Annotated in this window: 10 protein-coding genes, 2 pseudogenes and 1 other annotated feature; of the genes and pseudogenes, 6 read left to right on the forward strand and 6 right to left on the reverse strand. The window is 61.5% G+C overall.

Annotated features, from left to right (window positions below; all coding sequences use genetic code 11):
• Nucleotides 1–143 precede the first annotated feature (143 nt).
• On the forward strand, nucleotides 144–1,379 hold the full coding sequence (locus BVG12_RS30665; RefSeq protein ID WP_075795706.1) for a substrate-binding domain-containing protein: 1,236 nt from the start codon (nucleotides 144–146) through the stop codon (nucleotides 1,377–1,379).
• On the opposite strand, the gene BVG12_RS30670 is transcribed toward BVG12_RS30665, so the two are convergent.
• Complete coding sequence (locus BVG12_RS30670) at nucleotides 1,342–3,924, reverse strand: hybrid sensor histidine kinase/response regulator (RefSeq protein WP_075795707.1); 2,583 nt, start codon at nucleotides 3,922–3,924, stop codon at nucleotides 1,342–1,344. The genes BVG12_RS30665 and BVG12_RS30670 overlap by 38 nt on opposite strands.
• A gap of 232 nt (nucleotides 3,925–4,156) precedes the next feature.
• On the opposite strand from BVG12_RS30670, the gene BVG12_RS30675 reads away from it, so the two are divergent.
• Together BVG12_RS30675 and BVG12_RS30680 are read left to right on the forward strand one after the other, a co-directional pair.
• Entirely contained in the window at nucleotides 4,157–5,329 is a 1,173-nt protein-coding gene (locus tag BVG12_RS30675) for an FIST signal transduction protein (RefSeq protein ID WP_075795708.1), read from the forward strand.
• A 7-nt stretch (nucleotides 5,330–5,336) separates the two neighbouring features.
• A complete protein-coding gene (locus BVG12_RS30680; RefSeq protein ID WP_075795709.1) occupies nucleotides 5,337–7,052 on the forward strand; it encodes a hybrid sensor histidine kinase/response regulator in 1,716 nt (571 codons plus the stop codon).
• Nucleotides 7,053–7,209: 157 nt separating this feature from the next.
• Here BVG12_RS30680 and BVG12_RS30685 read toward each other — a convergent pair whose 3' ends face one another.
• From BVG12_RS30685 to BVG12_RS30700, 4 genes are all read right to left on the reverse strand, one after another.
• Nucleotides 7,210–9,228, reverse strand: coding sequence for a hybrid sensor histidine kinase/response regulator (locus BVG12_RS30685; protein WP_156895780.1), 2,019 nt, complete (start codon nucleotides 9,226–9,228; stop codon nucleotides 7,210–7,212).
• A 7-nt stretch (nucleotides 9,229–9,235) separates the two neighbouring features.
• Complete coding sequence (locus BVG12_RS30690) at nucleotides 9,236–10,384, reverse strand: acyl-CoA dehydrogenase family protein (RefSeq protein WP_075795711.1); 1,149 nt, start codon at nucleotides 10,382–10,384, stop codon at nucleotides 9,236–9,238.
• Nucleotides 10,385–10,573: 189 nt separating this feature from the next.
• Nucleotides 10,574–12,703: a hybrid sensor histidine kinase/response regulator gene (locus BVG12_RS30695; RefSeq protein ID WP_075795712.1), complete on the reverse strand. Its 2,130-nt coding sequence runs from the start codon at nucleotides 12,701–12,703 to the stop codon at nucleotides 10,574–10,576.
• Between the two features lie 691 nt (nucleotides 12,704–13,394).
• Nucleotides 13,395–14,629 (reverse strand): IS3 family transposase gene (locus BVG12_RS30700; protein ID WP_156895781.1). Its coding sequence is split into 2 segments (ribosomal slippage): nucleotides 13,395–14,338 and nucleotides 14,338–14,629, totalling 1,236 coding nucleotides; the frame shifts between segments, so codons are not numbered across the junction.
• Nucleotides 14,232–14,348, reverse strand: a sequence feature (AL1L pseudoknot). Its footprint overlaps the gene before it by 117 nt.
• A 346-nt stretch (nucleotides 14,630–14,975) precedes the next feature.
• Between BVG12_RS30700 and BVG12_RS34365 the strand changes: the two are divergent.
• A pseudogene (locus BVG12_RS34365) lies at nucleotides 14,976–15,074 on the forward strand (IS5/IS1182 family transposase); the annotation flags it as partial.
• A gap of 333 nt (nucleotides 15,075–15,407) precedes the next feature.
• On the opposite strand, the gene BVG12_RS34765 reads toward BVG12_RS34365, so the two are convergent.
• The gene (locus tag BVG12_RS34765; protein WP_075795714.1) at nucleotides 15,408–15,761 is read right to left on the reverse strand and encodes a hypothetical protein; all 354 of its coding nucleotides are present in this window, start codon (nucleotides 15,759–15,761) and stop codon (nucleotides 15,408–15,410) included.
• Between the two features lie 494 nt (nucleotides 15,762–16,255).
• On the opposite strand from BVG12_RS34765, the gene BVG12_RS30715 reads away from it, so the two are divergent.
• Entirely contained in the window at nucleotides 16,256–17,197 is a 942-nt protein-coding gene (locus BVG12_RS30715; RefSeq protein WP_075795715.1) for a family 43 glycosylhydrolase, read from the forward strand.
• A gap of 506 nt (nucleotides 17,198–17,703) precedes the next feature.
• A pseudogene (locus BVG12_RS30725) lies at nucleotides 17,704–18,853 on the forward strand (IS3 family transposase).
• Nucleotides 18,854–18,913 lie beyond the last annotated feature (60 nt).

An 18,913-nucleotide genomic window follows, 5' to 3' on the forward strand; every position in this document is an offset into this window, starting at 1 on the left:
CAGCGCAGACCACATGGTAGGCCTATGCGGCATGGCTCTGCAATATGTGCGGGAACGTGCAAATAATATGCAGAATGATGCATATATCGGCCATGCAAAAATCTGCCTATACTTGTGCGTCCATTACTGTCCCATCCCGATTCATGCGCATCCGGCTCCAGCCCAGCTTTTCCATCGAAGGACCCGACGGCGCCGAGCCGATCGACCGGCCCCTGCGCCTGCTGGCCGAGGTCGACCGGCACGGCAACCTGCGCATCGCGTGCGAGCGCCTCGGCATTTCCTACCGCAGCGGCTGGGACATGGTGGGCGCGCTGGAAAAGCGGATGGGCGGCCCCGTGCTGGAAATGACGCGCGGCCGGGGCTCGTCGCTGACGGAACTCGGCAGCCGCCTCGTATGGGCGTTAAAACTGGTGCATGCGCGCTTCGATCCCTTGCTCGATTCGATGGCGGCCGAGATCGACGCCCAGGTCCAGCTGGCGCTGGCGCGCGGGCAGAGCTACCTGAAGATCTTCGCGAGCCACGGTTATGCGATCGCCACGCTCAACGCCTATTTGCAGCGCGAGCAGGCAAGCGTCGAGTTGAGCTATCGCGGCAGCATCGAGGCGCTGAACGCGCTCGCGCGCGGCAGCTGCGACGTGGCCGGGTTTCCGGTGCCGGTCGGCGAACTGCAGGCGGAAGTGTTCGCGAAGATCCGGCCGCTGCTGAAGGACGACTACCGGATGATCACGGTGACGTCCCGCCGCCTCGGGCTGATGGTCAGGAAGGGCAATCCGCGCCAGGTCTGGACGATCCGCGACCTGGCCCGTCCGGACGTGCGGTTCGTGAACCGGCAGCAGGGCTCCGGCACGCGCATGGTGCTCGAACTGCTGCTGGAACGGGCGCAGATGTCGGGGGCCGACATCAACGGACTGGAAAACGTGGAGCTGACCCATGCGGCCATCGCGGCCTATATCGCGTCAGGCAAGGCCGACGCCGGGCTGGGCGTGGAAGCCGCGGCGCGCCAGTTCGACCTGGACTTCGTGCCCGTACTGACCGAACGGTATTTCCTCGTCTGCGCGGAGGCCACGCTGGCCGACCCGCGTTTCGCCGCGACGCTGGCTTACCTGCAGGGCCCCGCGTTCCGCGCGAGCCTGCTGGAGCATCCGGGTTACGACGGCACCGACGCGGGGGGGCGTCGCTACGCCGGCCGAGGCGTTCGGGCCCGGGCGCGGATAGGAGCGCTTGACAACGCGGCCCGAACGAAAACCCCGGCGGGCACTTACGGCAGCATGTTTCGAAGCGACCGGATCTCCGAACCGAAATCCGAATCGGCCGGCCGCATGCCCGGCCCGATGTCGCGTATCACCGGTCCGGTGCTGCCGCGGCATCGGCCAGGATGACCGCGAGATCGTCGGTATCGATGGGCTTGACGAGGTGGTGGTCGAAGCCGGACGCACGGGTGTCGTTCCTGTCGCGTTGGCCCCCGTAGCCCGTGACTGCGACCAGCACCGCGTTCTTCGTTTCCGGCAGGCTGCGCAGTTGCCGGGCCAGGGCATGGCCATCCATCTCGGGCAGGCCAATGTCGAGGAGACACACATCGGGCTTTTCTTCGCGCGCCCGCGCCACGCCCGCGCGGGCGCCGTGTTCGACCGTCACCGCATGGCCCATCACTTCGAGCAGCATGGCCAGCATGGCGGCGGCATCGGCGTTGTCGTCCACGACAAGGATGCGCAGTGCGCGACCGTCTCGCCGCGATCCCGCCTGCGCCGTCGGGCCGGCCACCGACGCGGCGGCATCGTGCAGGCGCGGCAGGCACACGCGGAACGTGCTGCCCCTGCCCAAGCCCGGGCTTGCGCAGCTGACCGTCCCCTTGTGCAGCTCGACCAGGCTCTTGACGAGCGCAAGGCCGAGGCCGAGCCCGCCCGACGACCTGTCCGATGTGCGTTCGGCTTGCGCGAACAGGTCGAACACCCGCTTGACCAGTTCCGCGGTCATGCCGATGCCGTCGTCGGTCACGGTGATGCCCACTTGCCCGGCGCTGGCATCCGCCGCGACCGTGATGTGGCCGCCTTCCTGCGTGTACTTCGCGGCGTTGTTGAGGATGTTGCCGACCACCTGCACCAGTCGCTTGTGGTCGCCGTCGACCCAAAGCGGCCGCGGCCCCGGCTGCAGCACGAGGGTTTGCTGGCGCGAGCCGATCAGCGGGCCGACCTGCTCGATGGCGTCGCCGATGACGTCGTACACGTCCAGTCGCCTGCGTTCCAGGCTGATCAGGCCACTCGTCACGCGCGACACGTCCAGCAGGTCGTCGATCAGGCCGGTCATGTGGTGGACCTGGCGCCCGATGATCTCGCTCGTCTGACGCAGTCGTCCTTCGTCGAGCCGCACCCGTGGCAGCAGCTGCACGGCCGCACCGATCGGGGCCAGCGGATTGCGCAGTTCGTGTGCCAACATGGCCAAAAATTCATCCTTGCGCCGGTCGGTTTCGCGCAGCGCGGCCAGCGCACGCGCCCGTTCCACGGCTTCCCATGTGCGGTCTGCCGTCTGCTGCATCAGTTCCACGTCGTCGTCCGACCACTGGCGCGGCTGCACGTCGTGCGCGAACATGAACGCCACCAACCGGCCTTGGCGCTGGATCGGTACCGCGAGCGAGGCCCTGGCGCCTATCGCCGCATGGGCTCGCGCCACCGGACCGGCCGTGCGCGGGTCCGCTTCCATGTCGTTGACCGCGATCGTTTGGCCGGACCGCAGCGCGTCCATGACAGCCTTGCCATAGTCGTCCGGCTGCTCGACCACGGGCGGCAGCGGCGGGATCCGGCCGAGGTCGGAATACGTGTTCATGACCATGGCCTGTTCCGAATGTTCGTCGAACGCGACGTAGCCGGTGCGCGGTACTGCCAGGAACAGCGCCAACTCCTCGCTGGCCGCCGCCATCATCGCATCCGGATCCTCGGCCAAACCCCGCAAGCGCTCGCCCAGCTTCAGCAACATGGTCTGGCGCGCCTTCGCGGCTTCCAGTTGCCGGACCTTGTCTTCCAGCGCCAGCGTGGCCAGGTGCGCGCCGGTCACGTCATGACCTTGCGCGACGATCGCCGAGATCTTGCCGTTGGCGTCGACAATGGGCTGCAGCACCAGGTCGATGTACCGGTCGACCACCGGTCCATCGGCTTCGCGCCGGACCTCCAGGCGGCGGTTGCGCAGCACGATCGGCCGGCCCGAGCTGGCGACGTCCGCCAGCGCCCGTTCGAAGTTGGTTCCGGCGGTTTCCGGCAACGCATCGGCGATGGTCTTGCCGAGCAGTTCACGGTCGCCCACCAGCTCGTAGAACGCGTCGTTGACCATGACGAATTTCAGGCCCGGATGGTCGAACACGGTAATGAAGCCGGGCGCCTGGTGAAAGATCGTCTGCAACTGGGTGCGCTCCGCATTCAGGATGCGCGTCAGGGCCTCGTGCAGTTGCGGGCGCGAGCGCTCTTCGACGTCCGGCACCGCATTGACGGTCTGGTTCAGGACGTAGCGGTTGGTCGGCGCATCGAACCTGTACAGGTCCGACACATCGATCGCCGTCTGGGCCACGAACTGGACCGCGCCGGCCGCATCCATCACCGGCGTATGGACCGCACTCCAGATGCGGTGGTCGAACACCGTCCCTTCGGGCAGATGCCGGGGCACCGCATAGCGCAGCAGCGAGCTCGTATGCGGCTTGCCGGTCGCAACGGCGATGGCGATCGACTTCCTGACTTCGTCGAGATTGGTCGACGTGGGGTCCGACGCGTCGGCCGGGAAGGCTTCGAAAATATGCTTGCCCACGATGGCGTGACGGGCAGCGCCAGTCGCCTTCAGGTAGGCCTGGTTGGCGTCGATGAGGGTCAGGTCCGGTGCGATGAGTAAATACGGATAGGGCGATGCTTCGAACAGCGCAGCGTAATCTGGCATTTTGGTCATACGCCATTGTCACAGAAAGCGGCGTCGCGCGTACCTGGCGAATCGGGCACGCGTCATCATGCATTCCCAATGCGAGGCACGCATCGCGTCTGCGGCAATTTTTATTGCCGCACGGAACAAATTTGCATGTTTTTCCTAACTACACTATTGTATGAAAGTCAGCAAAATCTTGTCGTGCTGTTCCGTGATTCTCCAGTAATCCCTCAGCGTTTATCCACTGTATAGATTATCCATGGCAAATACCATCGTGGCGGTCGGCCACACTCTCCTTTCCTCGCCGGAAGCGGCAAGTCGCGTGCTGGCCGAATCTATCTTTGAAAAACTGGACGGCGGCCGCCCGGACGTGCTGATCGTTTTCGCGTCCCCCGAACTTGATTACGCTCCGCTGTTAGCCGCACTCGAGGCCGCGTGCCAGCCACGCGTGCTTGTCGGCTGCTCATCGGCGGGGGAGTTTTCCGGCTGCGCCACGGGGCATGCTTCGGTGTCCGTGATGGCAATTCGCGCGGACGACATCCTGTTTCGAGCCGGACTGGGCATGGGACTCCGGCAAGATTTCAGTGGCGCCCTCGAACAGGTCATGCCCGTTTTTACCGGCGGCGACCATCCGGACTTCCCCTATCGCAGTGCGCTCGTGTTGACCGATGCGCTGGCGGGCTACGTTAACGAGATCATCCACGAAATGATGCTGCGTACCGGCGGCACCTACCAGCTGTTCGGCGGCGGGGCGGCCGATGATGCCAAGTTCAAGCAGACGCATGTTTTCATGGGGACGGAAGCACATACCGATGCGATCGTAGTGCTCGAAATGTTGTCGAAGAAGCCCATCGGTCTCGGCGTTCGCCATGGTTGGCGACCGAGCAGCCCCCCGCTGCGTGTCACCGAGGCTGAAGGCACACGCCTGGTCAGCCTGAACGCGACGTCTGCGGTAGAAGCATTTGAAGAGCATGCGCAAGCCACGGGTCAGACGTTCAACCGTGCCGATGCGCTCCCGTTTTTCCTTCATAACGTGATCGGCATCGAAACCGGCGACGGGTATAAGCTGCGCGTACCTCTTGCACTCAATGACGACGGCTCGATTTCTTGTGCCGCCGAGGTGCCGGTCGGGGCCACCGTGCACATCATGGTCTCGGACACCGCCTCTGCCTGCGAGGCGGCGCGCGAGGCGGCCCGGGCGGCGCTCACGGGTTTGGACGGAGGCAAGCACGCCGGCTCGCTGCTTTTTGATTGCGCCGCCACCCGGTTGCGCCTCGGGCTTGAGTTCGACGACGAACTGAAAGCCGTTGGCGAGGCGCTCGGTTCGGAAAATTTCGCTGGTTGCAATACGTACGGCCAGATTGCCCGGAGCACCGGGCAATTTAGCGGATTCCATAATTGTACTGCCGTCGTATGTGCGATCCCGCTCTAAGCATGCGATGATCCCGCTTGAGCTGGTGTCCATCTTCATCGACCTGCAGAACGCTGACACTAGATTTGTCGGGACGACCAACCTTGCGCGTTACGCTGGCGTCGCACAGGTTCTGATATTTGGAAGGGACGCGGAGGTCGGGATATTTTTGCCTGCTCCCGGATTGCCTCAGACGTTGCGTGCCGGTAGGCGTTGGCAAGACTTTCTTGGCCGGTGCGCGGAGACAGGCAGCGCCGAGGCGACCCTTCCCTCGGCCGATTGCGATACAGATTCGCCCGTGTGGGGGCAGTGCGATTCAGGAGGTAACGTAATCGTCGCGTTCCTCGGGGCGGAGCCTGCTGCGCCGACCCGGGCCGCAATTGTCGCCTTGCTGCCCCTGCTGGGTGCCAGGTTGGCTGGCGAACTGGCTGAAATTGCCGCTGTGGGGCTCGCCGCCGCCGCGCGCGAAAGCCACCGCCGTGCCAACGAACTCAATACGGCCCTCGACGTCAGCCGGCGCGAGCTGCAGTCAGCCTACCAGCGCATTGAAGACGAACTCGTGTTCCGACGCGAGGCGGAGGCGAAGCTGCGCGATGCCGACCGTCGCAAGGATGAGTTTTTGGCGATGCTGGCCCATGAGCTACGTAATCCGCTGGCACCGATTGGCATGGCGGCCAAAATCCTCAGGCTCGGGAAAGTAACGCCTGATCGGGTGAAACAAACCTGCGAGATCATCGACCGCCAAATCGGCCACATGACCAAACTGCTCGACGACCTGCTCGATGTCTCACGCGTCACTCGCGGCCTCGTGGTGCTGACGCAGGGGTTACACGACATAGTGGCCATCGTACGGGATGCGGTCGAACAGGCGAGGCCTCTCATTGACTCGCGACGTCACCAGCTGGCACTGACCGTGCCGACGCAAGCCGCGCACGTGCGCGGCGACAGCACCCGACTCGTGCAGATTGTCACGAATTTGCTCAACAATGCGGCCAAGTACACGCCACAAGGCGGCGTCATCGAGCTTGAACTCAGGCTGGACGCGAGCACGGTGCAAATCGTCGTGCGGGATAACGGCATCGGTATCGATGCCGCGCTGCTGCCTCATATCTTCGACCTGTTCGTTCAGGGCGAACGTTCCTTCGATCGCGCCCAAGGCGGACTGGGGATTGGACTGGCACTTGTGAAAAGCCTGGTCGAGCAGCATCGGGGGCACATCGGTGTGGCCAGCGCGGGACCTGGCGCCGGCAGCGAATTTACGATTCGGCTGCCTCGAGCGCACGCGACACCTGCCTTGGAAGTGCTTCAGCACGGCGATACAGCGGAAAGTCGGGCACTCGACATCCTCATCGTCGACGACAATGTCGACGCGGCCGACATGCTGTCGATGTACCTTGGTTCTGTCGGGCATCGGCTGCATGTCGCTTACGAAGGACATCGCGGGCTGGCGTTGGCGGAGGAGGCCGCGCCGGACGTGCTCCTGCTCGATATCGGACTACCCGATATCGACGGTTACCAGTTGGCGCAACGGATACGTGCGCTGCCGCAGACCGCGCACGCGACACTGATCGCGTTGACTGGCTACGGCCAAGACTCGGACCGCGAACGTTCGATCGCTGCAGGTTTCGACCACCACCTCACCAAACCGGTCGATGTCGCGGCGTTACTGCACTTGCTCACGAATGGGTCGGAAAGGCCGTCTGCGCGCGACGAACGTCACGAAGCGGGGCCAAACGGGGAGTAGAGTCAGAGGCGGACGGGTGCAGCGGCGATTGCCTGGCTGCCTCATCCTATCGATCGCCACTGGAACGATGCACAGTGCCTGGACCGCCGACGTGCGCCGACGTGGAACGACCCGATGCCGCATCGCAGGTCTGCACGATACGTCGCATGGATCGAACTCAACCTGCCACACCCGTACGCGATGCCATGACAGTCGTTAACATGGACACCAGTTCCGTGACGATGAGCGGCTTCGCCACATGGGCCTGGAAGCCGGCGGCGAGCGCCCGCTGGCGGTCGGCAGCGCTGGCAAACGCGGTCAGGGCGATCGCAGGCAGAACCGCGTCCGAGAAGCCCCGCCGCCGCACCTCCTCGATCAGCTGATAGCCGTCCATGTCGGGCATGCCGATGTCGCTGACCAGGACGTCGGGCGTCTCGGTGCGCAGCACGTCGAGTGCAGTCGTCGCTGACTCCGCCGTCAGCACGTGCGCGCCATGCGCGCGTAGCACATCGACGACCAGTTGACGGGCATCCGCGACATCTTCCACCACCAGAACCTTCAGCTGCGTGAGCGTCTGCGAATGACCGGCCGGTGTGGCGGGATGCTGAGGCCCGGGCTCGCGGTCGGGATGCTTGAGCCGGATCGGAAACGTCAGCGTAAAAGCGGTGCCGAGCCCTCGCCCTGGACTTGCTACCGCAATGGTTCCGCCATGCATCTCTGTAATTTGTTTTGCGATCGACAGACCGAGGCCGAGGCCGCCGTGCCGCCGTGTGATCGAGGTGTCTTCCTGTCCGAATTTGTCGAACACATGCGGCAGAAAATCAGCGGAAATACCGCATCCGGTATCTTCAATGACGATTCGAACGTCGCGCCCGGTGCCGAGGTCGGCGCGCACGCGGATCAGTCCACCGCTCGGCGTGAATTTGATCGCATTGTTCAAGATATTGTAGAGCACCTGCTGCAGGCGATCCGCATCGCCCACGATCGTTGCGTCCCCGATGGCGAACTCGGTCAACAGTTCGAGTTCCTTGGCGGCGGCCAGCCCCTGCACGGAAGCGACCGCAGCGCTGAGCAGATCGGTGACCAGGATATCCTGGGACTCCAAAATGAGCTTGCCGGTTATGATCGCAGAGACGTCGAGCAGATCCTCGATGAGCTTCGCCTGCAATTTGGCATTGCGTTCGATGATTTCCAGCGCCGACTGGATATCGGGCGAATTGCGGTGTTGCATGCGCAGTAATTGGGTGCGCCCGATGACGGCACTGAGGGGCGTGCGCAATTCGTGCGAGAGCAGAGCAAGGAACTCGTCCTTGAGACGTCCGAGCCGCTCGGCGTGTTGCCGCGCGGCGCGTTCCGTTTCGATTGCCCGTACCACGTCCGATACATCGCGTACGGCAATCGAGGTGCCGATAAACGCCTGGTTTTCATCCTGCACCCGGGCCATCGACACTTCAAGATGAAGCTTCTGCCCGTCGATGACGGCAGTCAGTTCCGATTTCAAAGGCGATTCGCCGGCGTGGATCCGCTCGAGCAGCGGATCGAGTGCGGGCGACCAGAATGGAAGCTCGTTCACCCGCTGTCTAGCAGGGGGACGAAATCGAAACAGCTGCTCGGCCCCCTTGCTCCAATACAGGACGCCGTTATGCGGATCCAGCGAGAAAATTGCATCGGACGAGTGTTGCAGCAGGCTGGCCAGATAGTGCTCCGAAATGACCGACTGGCGATACGCAACGTCATCGATGGGTTTCGGCGCCGCCAGCCGGATGTTGGCCCGGTCCAGCGTCGTCCGCAGTCGTGTCCGTTGCCGGCTCGCCTGCACGGCGCGCGCGAGTTTTTCGCCGAGACGCGGATCGTCCTGCGGTATCAGAGACCAGTTCGGACCGAGCATGGGTGCATACCGCAACTCGTTCTGGACCGCCCGGTAGTGTTCGTTGGCGGGCACGAACAAGATTTGCCCGACTTCCCAGACCGTACGGATCTGGCGCGCGACCGCCGTGGCGTGATCGACGCCTGGAGCAACCAGCACGACCGCCGGTTCTCTACCCCTCCCGATCAGATCCCTGATCCGCTGGGCCGCATCCGACGGCGCAGCCAGCGCGATTTCCAGATTGAGCGCTGCCGCAGCCCGTGCGATGCCGGTGTCCACAGCGCCCGTTTCTGGTGAAGGCACGACGAGAACGATGAGTTTGTAATCCACTGCGCGGTCACAGCAAAGGCAGGCCGAGCAAGGCGCGCCCGGCCCAGGTTTTTAACATATCGGTCGTGGGAGCCATGACGTGCCCGGCGCGCGCATCGCGCAGCATCTGACTCAAACGGCTGTTCTCGCGATAGGCAATGCCGCCGCAAACGGTCATGGCGTCATTTGTGACCGCTACGGCTGTCTCTGCTGCGTCCGCCTTGCAGGACAGGATGAATGGCAGTGCCTCGGGATCGCCCCGGTCGCCACGCTCGCCGGCCGCGTACAAGAGCTGTCTGGTTTTCTCGACGGACATCCACATGTCGGCATATTTCATCTGGAGCTGGTCGATATGGCGCAGCGATTCGCCCGTATGGCTATAACGCCGTGTGCGCAAATGTTCACTCACGGCGTCGAGGGCGGCCTGCGCAATGCCCAAATAGCAGCCCGCCATCGCCATCAGAAAATAAGGCGCGATGACCTCGAATACATACCATATTTGGTCACCGGCTTCCCCCAGCAGATTGGCGGACGGTACACGCGCATTCTCCAGGCGCATTCCCCGCGATGCGTTGCCGCGCATACCGAAGCCGTGCCATGGTTCAAGCCACTCGAGCCCGGCTGTATCCCGATCGACGATCAGGCAGCTCAAGTCGCCCACTTCGTCGGTGTTCGGGCTGAGCGCCGAGATGACGTAGGAATCGGCGTGCCCGCCATTGGTGACGAACTGCTTTGTCCCGTTCACGAGGAAGTGGTCGCCGGCCGCGGCGATAGCAGTTTCCGAAAGATAAAAATTCGCGCCGGTGCCACTCTCGGACAAGGCCAAGCTGGTGATGTGCTCCCCGCGTGCGATCTTGCTTAGATAAGCCTCCGACTGGTAGGACGTCGCCTTGGCCGCGATCACCGCGCTGCCGACGCAATGCATGCCGAAGCACATCGACGTCGAAGGACATGCTTTGCCGAGCGTTTCGGTAAGCACCGCCAAAGCGAGCAAACCCTGGCCGTGCCCGCCGAGCTGCTCGGGCACCTGAAGGCCCATGAGTCCAGACCTGGAGAGCGCTTCCATCGAGCGGGCCGGCCAGGCCGCCTCGCGGTCGACGTCGGTAGCGAACGGCGCTATCTCGTTGGCGACGGAAGAGGCGGAATCCTTCAGATCGAGCAGTTTCGTCGAGAACATGACAGTCGCATTCAGTAAGTGATGAGAAGAGAACGGCAAACGGGGACAGTGCAGGCGATGAGGAGAACAACATGTTTGCACCAATACATATTATACCTGTTAGCAATCCAATTCTTTTTCAACGGTGCAACCGGGCGGGGCCCATGTACGAACGTCGTTCGGCCTGCCAGCACGGGCATATCGGCTGGTCTAAGGCAGCCGCCACGATCTCAGCGTCGACAGCACTGTCAACAGTTCGGCGGGTTCCACCGGCTTGGCGACGTGCATCTGAAAACCGCTCGTGAGGGCTCGCATGCGGTCCTGGACGCGAGCGTAGGCGGTCAGTGCCACCGCCGGCACGCCCGGCAGACGATTGCGCTTTTCGCGCTGCCGCACCTCCGCAATGAAGGCATAGCCATCCATGCCCGGCATGCCGATGTCGCTGACGATCAAGTCCGGCTGCATGCCTTCCCAAATAAGCAACGCCTCTTCGGCGTCGGCGGCGGTTTCCACGACGGCACGCGCGCTGGACAAGACGGATGCGAGCATGTTGCGTGCATCGTCGTCGTCCTCGACCAGGAGAACGACAACGCCCGCCAATCCGAACTCTTCCGTATTCAATGGGATGCGATAGGGCTGGGCCATCGGTTCCTGATGGGCTGTTGCCGGCCGTGTCGCCAGGGGCGCCAGCGGCAGGCTGACCGTAAACGACGCGCCTTTCCCCAGTCCATCACTGTTGGCGCTCACGGCACCGCCGTGCAACTCGACCAGTTTCTTGACGATCGCGAGCCCGAGGCCGAGTCCACCGTGCTTACGGCTCGCCGATGCGTCTACCTGGGTGAAACTGTCGAAGATGCGCGGCAGGTACTCGGGCGGAATGCCGGCGCCGTTGTCCGTGACGACGACGTGCATGTTGGAGTGATGTCGTTGCACGGCGAGATGCACACGGCCACCCTTCGGCGTAAATTTGATCGCGTTGGACATGAGATTCCAGACGATCTGCTGCAAGCGCTCCGGATCGCCGGAGATCGGTCCCGCCTGCGGGTCGATGACGAGCTGAAGGGCAATCGATTTTGCCATCGCGGTCGGCCGCAGCGCTTCGACGGCGGCCTCGACCGACGTATGCGGCGAGAACAGCTGGACGTTCAGGCGCAGCTTGCCGCTGACGATTCTCGATATGTCGAGCAGGTCCTCCACGATCTGGGCTTGCGCCCGCGCATTGCGCTCGATGGTCTCGATCGCGCGTTGCATCATCGTGGCGTCCAGCCGGCCTGACGTGAGCATTTGCGACCAGCCGAGAATCGACGTCAAGGGCGTCCGTAATTCGTGCGAGACCGTGGCCAGGAACTGGTCCTTGGCTTCGTTGGCGCGCGCTGCTTCTTCGTAAAGGCGTTGCTTCTCGGCCGCTTCCTGTTCGGCACGACGCTGGGCGAACACGGCATCCTGGTAGAGCGACGCCTTGTTCAGGCCAATGGCAGCCTGCGCAGCGAGCGTTTCCACCAGCCGTTCGTGTTCCTCTTTGAATACGCCCGTGTTGGCATGTCCAAAGAAGAGTCCCCCGATCACTTCGCCATTCCCGAGCGTGACCGGCACCGCCAGGTACGAGCGGACGGGAAGATGTCCCGGGGGCATGCCGTGGTGGGGCGACATCTTGCCATAGCGAGGGTCGAGCAAGATATCGTCGCTTCGGATAGCGCGTTCGCCGCGAAAGGTCGGTCCGAACAGGTGCGTATTGCGTGGCAGGGGAAACTTGGAAAAATGCTCCTTGGGCACGCCGGAGATGGTGTACAGCGTATAAGACTCGCCCGCCTCGTTACGTACGTTGTAGAAGAATGCGCCGAACTGCGCGTTCGTCAGCCGTGTCGCCGTATCGGTCACTGCCTGGACAATTTTTTCGTGATCGAGTTCCTGCAGAATGAGCAGGCCGATCCGATGAAGGGCCTCGCGCTCTTGCGCCTGCTTCAGCTGCGTCCGTGCATCCTGGACTTCGATCACCGTGCCGACCACGACCCCGTTCCGACGGATCGGACTGGCGGTGAACGTGACCGGATACAGCGTGCCGTCCTTGTGGACAAAGACTTCCTCTCCCTGCTCCTGCATGTTCGCAGGCGCGGCACGATCGATCGGGCACTCTTCGAGCGGATAAGGGCGACCGTCCGGGCGGCGGTTGTGGATGTAATCGTGCAGCGGCGCGTCCCGCACTTCCGCAAGAGTAAAACCGGTCAACTGTTCCGCTGCGGGGTTCATATACACACAGTATTGCCGTTGGTCCATCACAAACAGCGCTACCGTTGCATTGTTACAGAGATCTTCAAGATCGACTAAGCGCTGACTTTCCACGGCTGACTTTACGTAACGACGAAATTGCCGAGATTTTACAGGGGTTATCGGCGCGCACGATTCACTTGTCAGCGGACATTGTCGAGCGGGTATCTTGCTTTACAGCATGTAGGTGTCGATGGCCCGAGCGGCATCCGCCGTGGCGAGAAGCGGCGCTCAGCGAGCGCCAAGGTCCTCGGCGACGGTAGAGCGCCCGGATAGATCCGCGGTCGGTCAACACGGATCGATTCAGGTTCGAGCGTATGCCTGCGCTCTCGGGCACCGCGCGCAGGTGCGCTGGACAGACGTCTGCCATGCGCTGTCCGGGCGCATAAAAATCGGCAAGGGTCTTGCGGAGTCGTTGCCAAGAGACATAAACGACAACGCATCCCGAATTGGCGCGCTGGGTGCCTGCGTCAGTGTCGGGTGACGCGGTAAGTGAGAAACCGGGTGTTGACTACAAAGGGATTTTTCACGATCTGCGTCACGTCGACTACGAAACCTGACGGAGAACGTGAAAAACTCGGCAAGCGTGACTCGGAAAATGAAATTTCTGTCATGGCCGACCAAGCCGTTGACAGGTCGCTATCGATCCAGAGCGGACGGTTGAGAAGCTACCCAGGAGCTACAGGAATACGCTGCTAGTCAGCAGTCTTTTCGTGACGCTCGTCGTGGATGTGAACCGCCCCGGGAATCGTGGAGGCTGGTTGGTTTAAGTTAATGCGACTTCAGCGGCAGCGATTGTGAGTTGCCGATAATAGTTTGCCTCAGCTTCGGCGGGCGGGATATAGCCGAGTGGTTCCATCAGCCGATGGTGGTTGAACCAGGCTACCCATTCCAGCGTTGCCAGCTCGACAGACTCCCGGGTTTTCCAGGTCCGGCGATGAATCAATTCTGTCTTGTACAAGCCGTTGATCGTTTCAGCCAGCGCGTTATCGTAGCTATCGCCTCGGCTGCCGACCGACGGTTCGATACCTGCTTCGGCCAGCCGTTCGCTGTAGCGAATGCTGAGATATTGCGAGCCTCTGTCGGAGTGATGAATCAAAGTTCCATTGTCACCGGGTCGGCGGGCATACAGCGCCTGTTCAAGCGCATCCAGGACGAAGTCAGTGGTCATCGACGAACTGACCCTCCAGCCGACAATGCGCCGCGCAAACACGTCAACCACGAAGGCCACGTACAGCCAGCCCTGCCACGTCGAAACGTATGTAAAGTCCGATACCCACAGCTGATTTGGGCGGTCCGCTGTGAACTGCCGATTCACCCGATCCAGCGGGCGCGGAGTGGCAGCATCGGGACTCGTTGTCCGGGCTCGCTTGCCGCGTACAGCACCTTGCAAACCCAGCCGCTTCATCAAACGCTCCACCGTGCAGCGAGCGATGGCGATGCGTTCCCGATTCATCTGCTTCCAGACCTTGTCCGCGCCGTAGACCTGCATGTTGGCCCGCCAAACCCGGCTAATTTCCGGGCACAGAATCTCATCGCGCTTCGCCCTGGCGCATCGCTTCGACGGATCACGAAGCTGTGCCGCATGGCGCCGATAACCCGACGGGGCAATCCGCAAGACCTTGCAGATCGGCTCGACCCCGAAGGTGTCGCGATGCTGATCGATAAAGGCCTTCAGGACTTCAACCGGCGGTCGAGCTCCGCCTGGGCGAAAAACGCACTCGCCAGCTTCAGGATTTCGTTGGCCCGCCGCAGTTCCTTGTTCTCGCGCTCCAGGGCTTTAAGTCGCTCACGTTCGTCTGTTGTCACTCCTGCGCGCTCACCTTGGTCAACCTGGTCGCGCTTGACCCATTCATGCAGCGTTTGCGGCGTGCAGCCGATCATCGCTGCAATTGACTCGACCGAAGCCCACAGCGAAGGATGCTCATTACGCTGCCCACGTACCAGACGGACAGCGCGTTCCCGGACTTCCGGTGAAAATTTGCTTGGCTTCTTGTTCATAGCTCCATTCTCTCAAGAGTTGGAGCCTCCGCCAAATTCGGGGCGGTTCAAACAGCGTGCCGGGAGTGATGTTCGGGTACCTATACTGGCGCTACGGAATCGAGGCAGCAATGATGGCGCATGCTCTTGCCCACGTCGTGTCCTTTTTGGGTACAGGAGCTTGAGCGGTTCGATGGATGGCTCCTTCGGACATCGTATATGAAGCGGTTGCCGGATTTGGGTTTCAGGAAAGGTGCCTGAGGGCGGCCGATCGCTTCGGCCGGATCTGCTTGGCCTAGGCGCGCGGTGCACATTCGGCGCCCGTGGACCAAATTTTATATGCCGCTGCATGACCGCTGACCCACTATTGCGAATCCGCTACGAGCGCCGCGCAGATATTCATCAAGCCTTCCTTTTGCTTGCCTGCTCGCTCATCTGCTGGCGGTACGTTGAACGGTATTGTTAGAGATACTTAATACGTCTATCAAAAACCCTACTTGCCAGCAGAGCAAAACGAACCGCACACTGGAATTTGCGAACGGCCGGGTTCCGCTATAGGAGCGACCAGGAACCCCGACCGGACGCGAGCGCACTTTTCAGCATGCGGGACCTGGAGCAACGCAGCTGCACGGCTCCAGTTCGGTGTAGCGAAGCAGGCCTCCTGCTTAAGGGCGCGCAAAATCGTCGAGCATTTGCGCTGGCAACATTTTCACGTCAGAGCCAATGGTATTTGTTTCAGCCGACGAGCGCGGGCGATGCCCACGTCTGTTCCATCGCCAAGTTAGCCGCTTGCGCGTCTCTACCGCCGTATCTCGCCTGCGCCGGTGCTGGCAACGGATCGCGCATCGCTGTCGTTCAGCGTCGACAAGAATGCTGCGACGTCGTGAATCTCCGCCTCGGTCCATACCGGTTGTCCATCCTTGCGGTTGGTCAGCGGTGCATTATGGCGGTCGATGTTGCTCTGGTAGCGCACCGGCAGATCGTCAAAAGGCTGGCCGCCGTCGGGATGCGGATACCACTTCTGTGGATCCGTATCGCGCTGTACGTAAAAGCGAAGCGAATCTTCCAGTTTGTGAAAGCGCCGTTGTGGAAAAAGGCGCCGCGTGTAGCGACGTTGCACAGCGTCGGCGTGCGAAACATCCCGCAGTACCATGGGTTATCGGCCTTGCCGGTGCGGAGCGGGCCACACAAACCTAGGTCGTAATAATTCGGATCGCCATTCGCCGGAATCTCGGGATTGCGCGGCACACCTAGGGTCTGGAAGTTGTAGTCGGTGAGGGGGATGCGCTCCAGCTGCGCCCTTATCGACCGGATGGCAGGACGCGCAATTGCCGCGTTTCGGGTCGACGAACAGTGCCATGCCGCGTGCTTCCTGCTCGCTGAACTGGGCCTTGCCTTCGAGGAGACGGTCGAGGCCCCGCTAGAAGTAAATACCTCATATGGACGTTCGCAGTGCGCCAGCTGGACTAGCATATCTCGCTTATCCGTTTCGCATAAGCCGAGCAGGTGATACCACTTTGCAGATCACACGCAAGAAAAAATTGATTCGTCAACGTGCACGAACCGGCGCACGATGGCTCAGACGCGTTGCTCGAATCGCGCGCCGGAGAAATCAACCGCAAAAATCCAACGACAAGGACGGTCATCATGCAAATCAAAGCGCAATTGAAGAAGGTAGCCGCGATCACTGGGCTGGCATTGGGTGCACTCGGTCTCGCAACGCAGGCGGAAGGAGCTACCTGGACACTCTCCGGCGCCCTCGTCACCCACGATCCCAGCATGTATGTCGAGGGATCGACCTGGTGGGTGTTCGAAACCAGCGACACTGGCATCGGCGTGAAGTACTCGCCGGATGGCCACAGCTGGACACAGGGTGTCAGCCTTTTCGGGAATGGCCTTCCGTGGTGGGGCGCTTACAACGGCAACACTACAAAGGCGTGGGCGCCAGATATCCATGATTGGAACGGCAGGGCGATCGTGTATTACGCGGTGTCGACATTCGGGTCGCAGAATTCGGCAATCGGCCTCGCCACCGCCACGAGCATCGCGAAGGGCGACTGGGTCGACCAGGGAATTGTGCTCAGTTCCAATTCAGGGTCGGATTTTAACGCCATTGATCCAAATTTCTACGTCGACCCGTCAGGGCAGCCATGGCTGGCCTATGGTTCTTGGTGGACCGGCATTTACGTCACTCGCGTCGATGTGACCACGCTCAAGCCGACTGGATCCCGATACCACCTTGCTGCCGACAGCTCGGGTATCGAGAACTCGTTCATTATGAGAAACGGCAGCTACTATTACCTTTTCGTGTCGAAAGGGACGTGCTGCAGCGGCAGCAGTAGCACCTACCGAATTGCCTATGGGCGTTCGGCGAGCGTCACGGGGCCCTATCTCGACAAGAATGGTGTGGACATGGTGAATGGCGGTGGCACGGTGCTCGAAGCCGGCGCTGGCGAGTGGATCGCACCCGGCGGCGAAAGCGTGGCAAATGGCGCAATGATCCGGCACAAGCTGGACTCGTACAACAATTACACGCCAATCATGTTCATTAGCGATCTGGTCTTCGTCAATGGTTGGCCCTCGTTCTGAACCTGGGCGCGGAACGTAGTACACATGGCGTCGCGGTCTTCGCTTAATTAGCGCGTGCTGATCTTCGATGTATTGTCCCGCCTGCTAGGAGCAAGTATGCAAGCCATGTGCTGTCATATCGCCAAATGCACATGGTTTGTAAAGGCTAGTTTGCGATCGGTGGCCATTAGGCCGGTCCGTACCGACCAGACTATGCATGACGGCAGCACACTCGCCGCAGTTTTCAGCGCCTGCAAACAAGCGGCGTCGCCCAGCGCGGTTTAGCGCAATGCTCGCGTTCGGTTTTGTCGCGTTGAGGGGTACTCGTGCTCATCAGGTAGATGTTTAGTTTCGTGTGATCATGTCCCTCGCCGTAGCTGGCCTTTGTTTCGTGCAAAGGCTATGCTGGGCGAATTGATTGCTGGGTTCAGCAGTCCTGGCATTCAATCGCATCTAGAGCAAACTGTGGCCTGCTGCCGATTCCACAGACACCAAGTTAAGGTGGAAAATGGGGTCAGGAGGAATCAATGGCAGCAGCAAGAAGGCAGTTCAGCCGAGAGTTCAAACTTGAGGCGGTGAAGTTGGTCGAAGAACGCGGGGTATCGGTACGCCAAGCTGCTCAAGACCTGGACGTGCACGAAAACGTCCTACGCAAATGGGTACGCGAATTGCGCGAGCAACCCGAGGAAGCATTCCCTGGCAACGGCAAGATGACGGCCCAGGATGCTGAGATTGCGCGGTTGCGCAAAGAAGTCACCAAGCTCAAGATGGAGCGAGACCTGTTGAAAAAAGCCGCGGCCTACTTCGCGAAGGAGTCGATTGAAGTTCGGCTTCATCGCGAAGCACCGAGGAGTCTGGCCGGTCAATTTGATGTGCGAGGCGCTCGGTGTCTCGAGGGGCGGCTTCTATGGCTGGCTGACGCGTCCGCCGAGCCGGCGCAGCAGGCAAGACAAAAAGCTGGGTGTCCAAGTACGGCAAAGCTTCCTGCGCAGTGACCGGACCTACGGAGCAAGGCGAGTCTGGCGCGACGTTCTTGAGCAAGGCTTGCAGTGTGGGCTGCATCGTATCGAGCGTCTGATGCGAGACCAGGCGTTGCGCGCCCGGCCTCGACGCCGAGGTCTGCCCAAGGACCGCGGAGCGCGCAGCTCCGCGGCAGAGAACCTGCTCGATCGGCAGTTCCAGGCCGAGGCGCCAAATCAGAAATGGGTCGCCGACTTTACGTATATTTGGACTGCCGAAGGATGGCTGTACGTTGCCGCCGTGCTGGACCTTTATTCGCGTCGTATCGTTGGCTGGTCGATGCAAGACAGCATGACTTCGCAACTTGTCGTCGATGCGCTGATGATGGCTGTCTGGCGTCGAGGTAAGCCAACTGCGTTGCTCCACCATTCGGATCAGGGCAGCCAATACACCAGCGAGCACTTCCAACAACTGCTCAAGGAACAGGGCATTACCTGCAGCATGAGCCGGGCCGGCGAAGTCTGGGACAACTCGGCAATGGAGAGCTTCTTCAGCTCGCTCAAGACTGAACGAACAGCACGAAAGGTGTACCGTACCCGTACCCAGGCGCGCTCAGACGTGTTCGACTACATCGAACGCTTCTACAATACTACGCGGCGACATTCGACGCTGGGATACGTCAGCCCAATGCAGTTTGAAGAAGCTAGAAAAGCTTAAAGCGGTGTCACCCGAATCGGCAGCAGGCCATATCTCAAGCATCTGGCACAGCCGACGTAC

Source organism: Massilia putida, assembly GCF_001941825.1.
Taxonomy (GTDB): domain Bacteria; phylum Pseudomonadota; class Gammaproteobacteria; order Burkholderiales; family Burkholderiaceae_D; genus Telluria; species Telluria putida.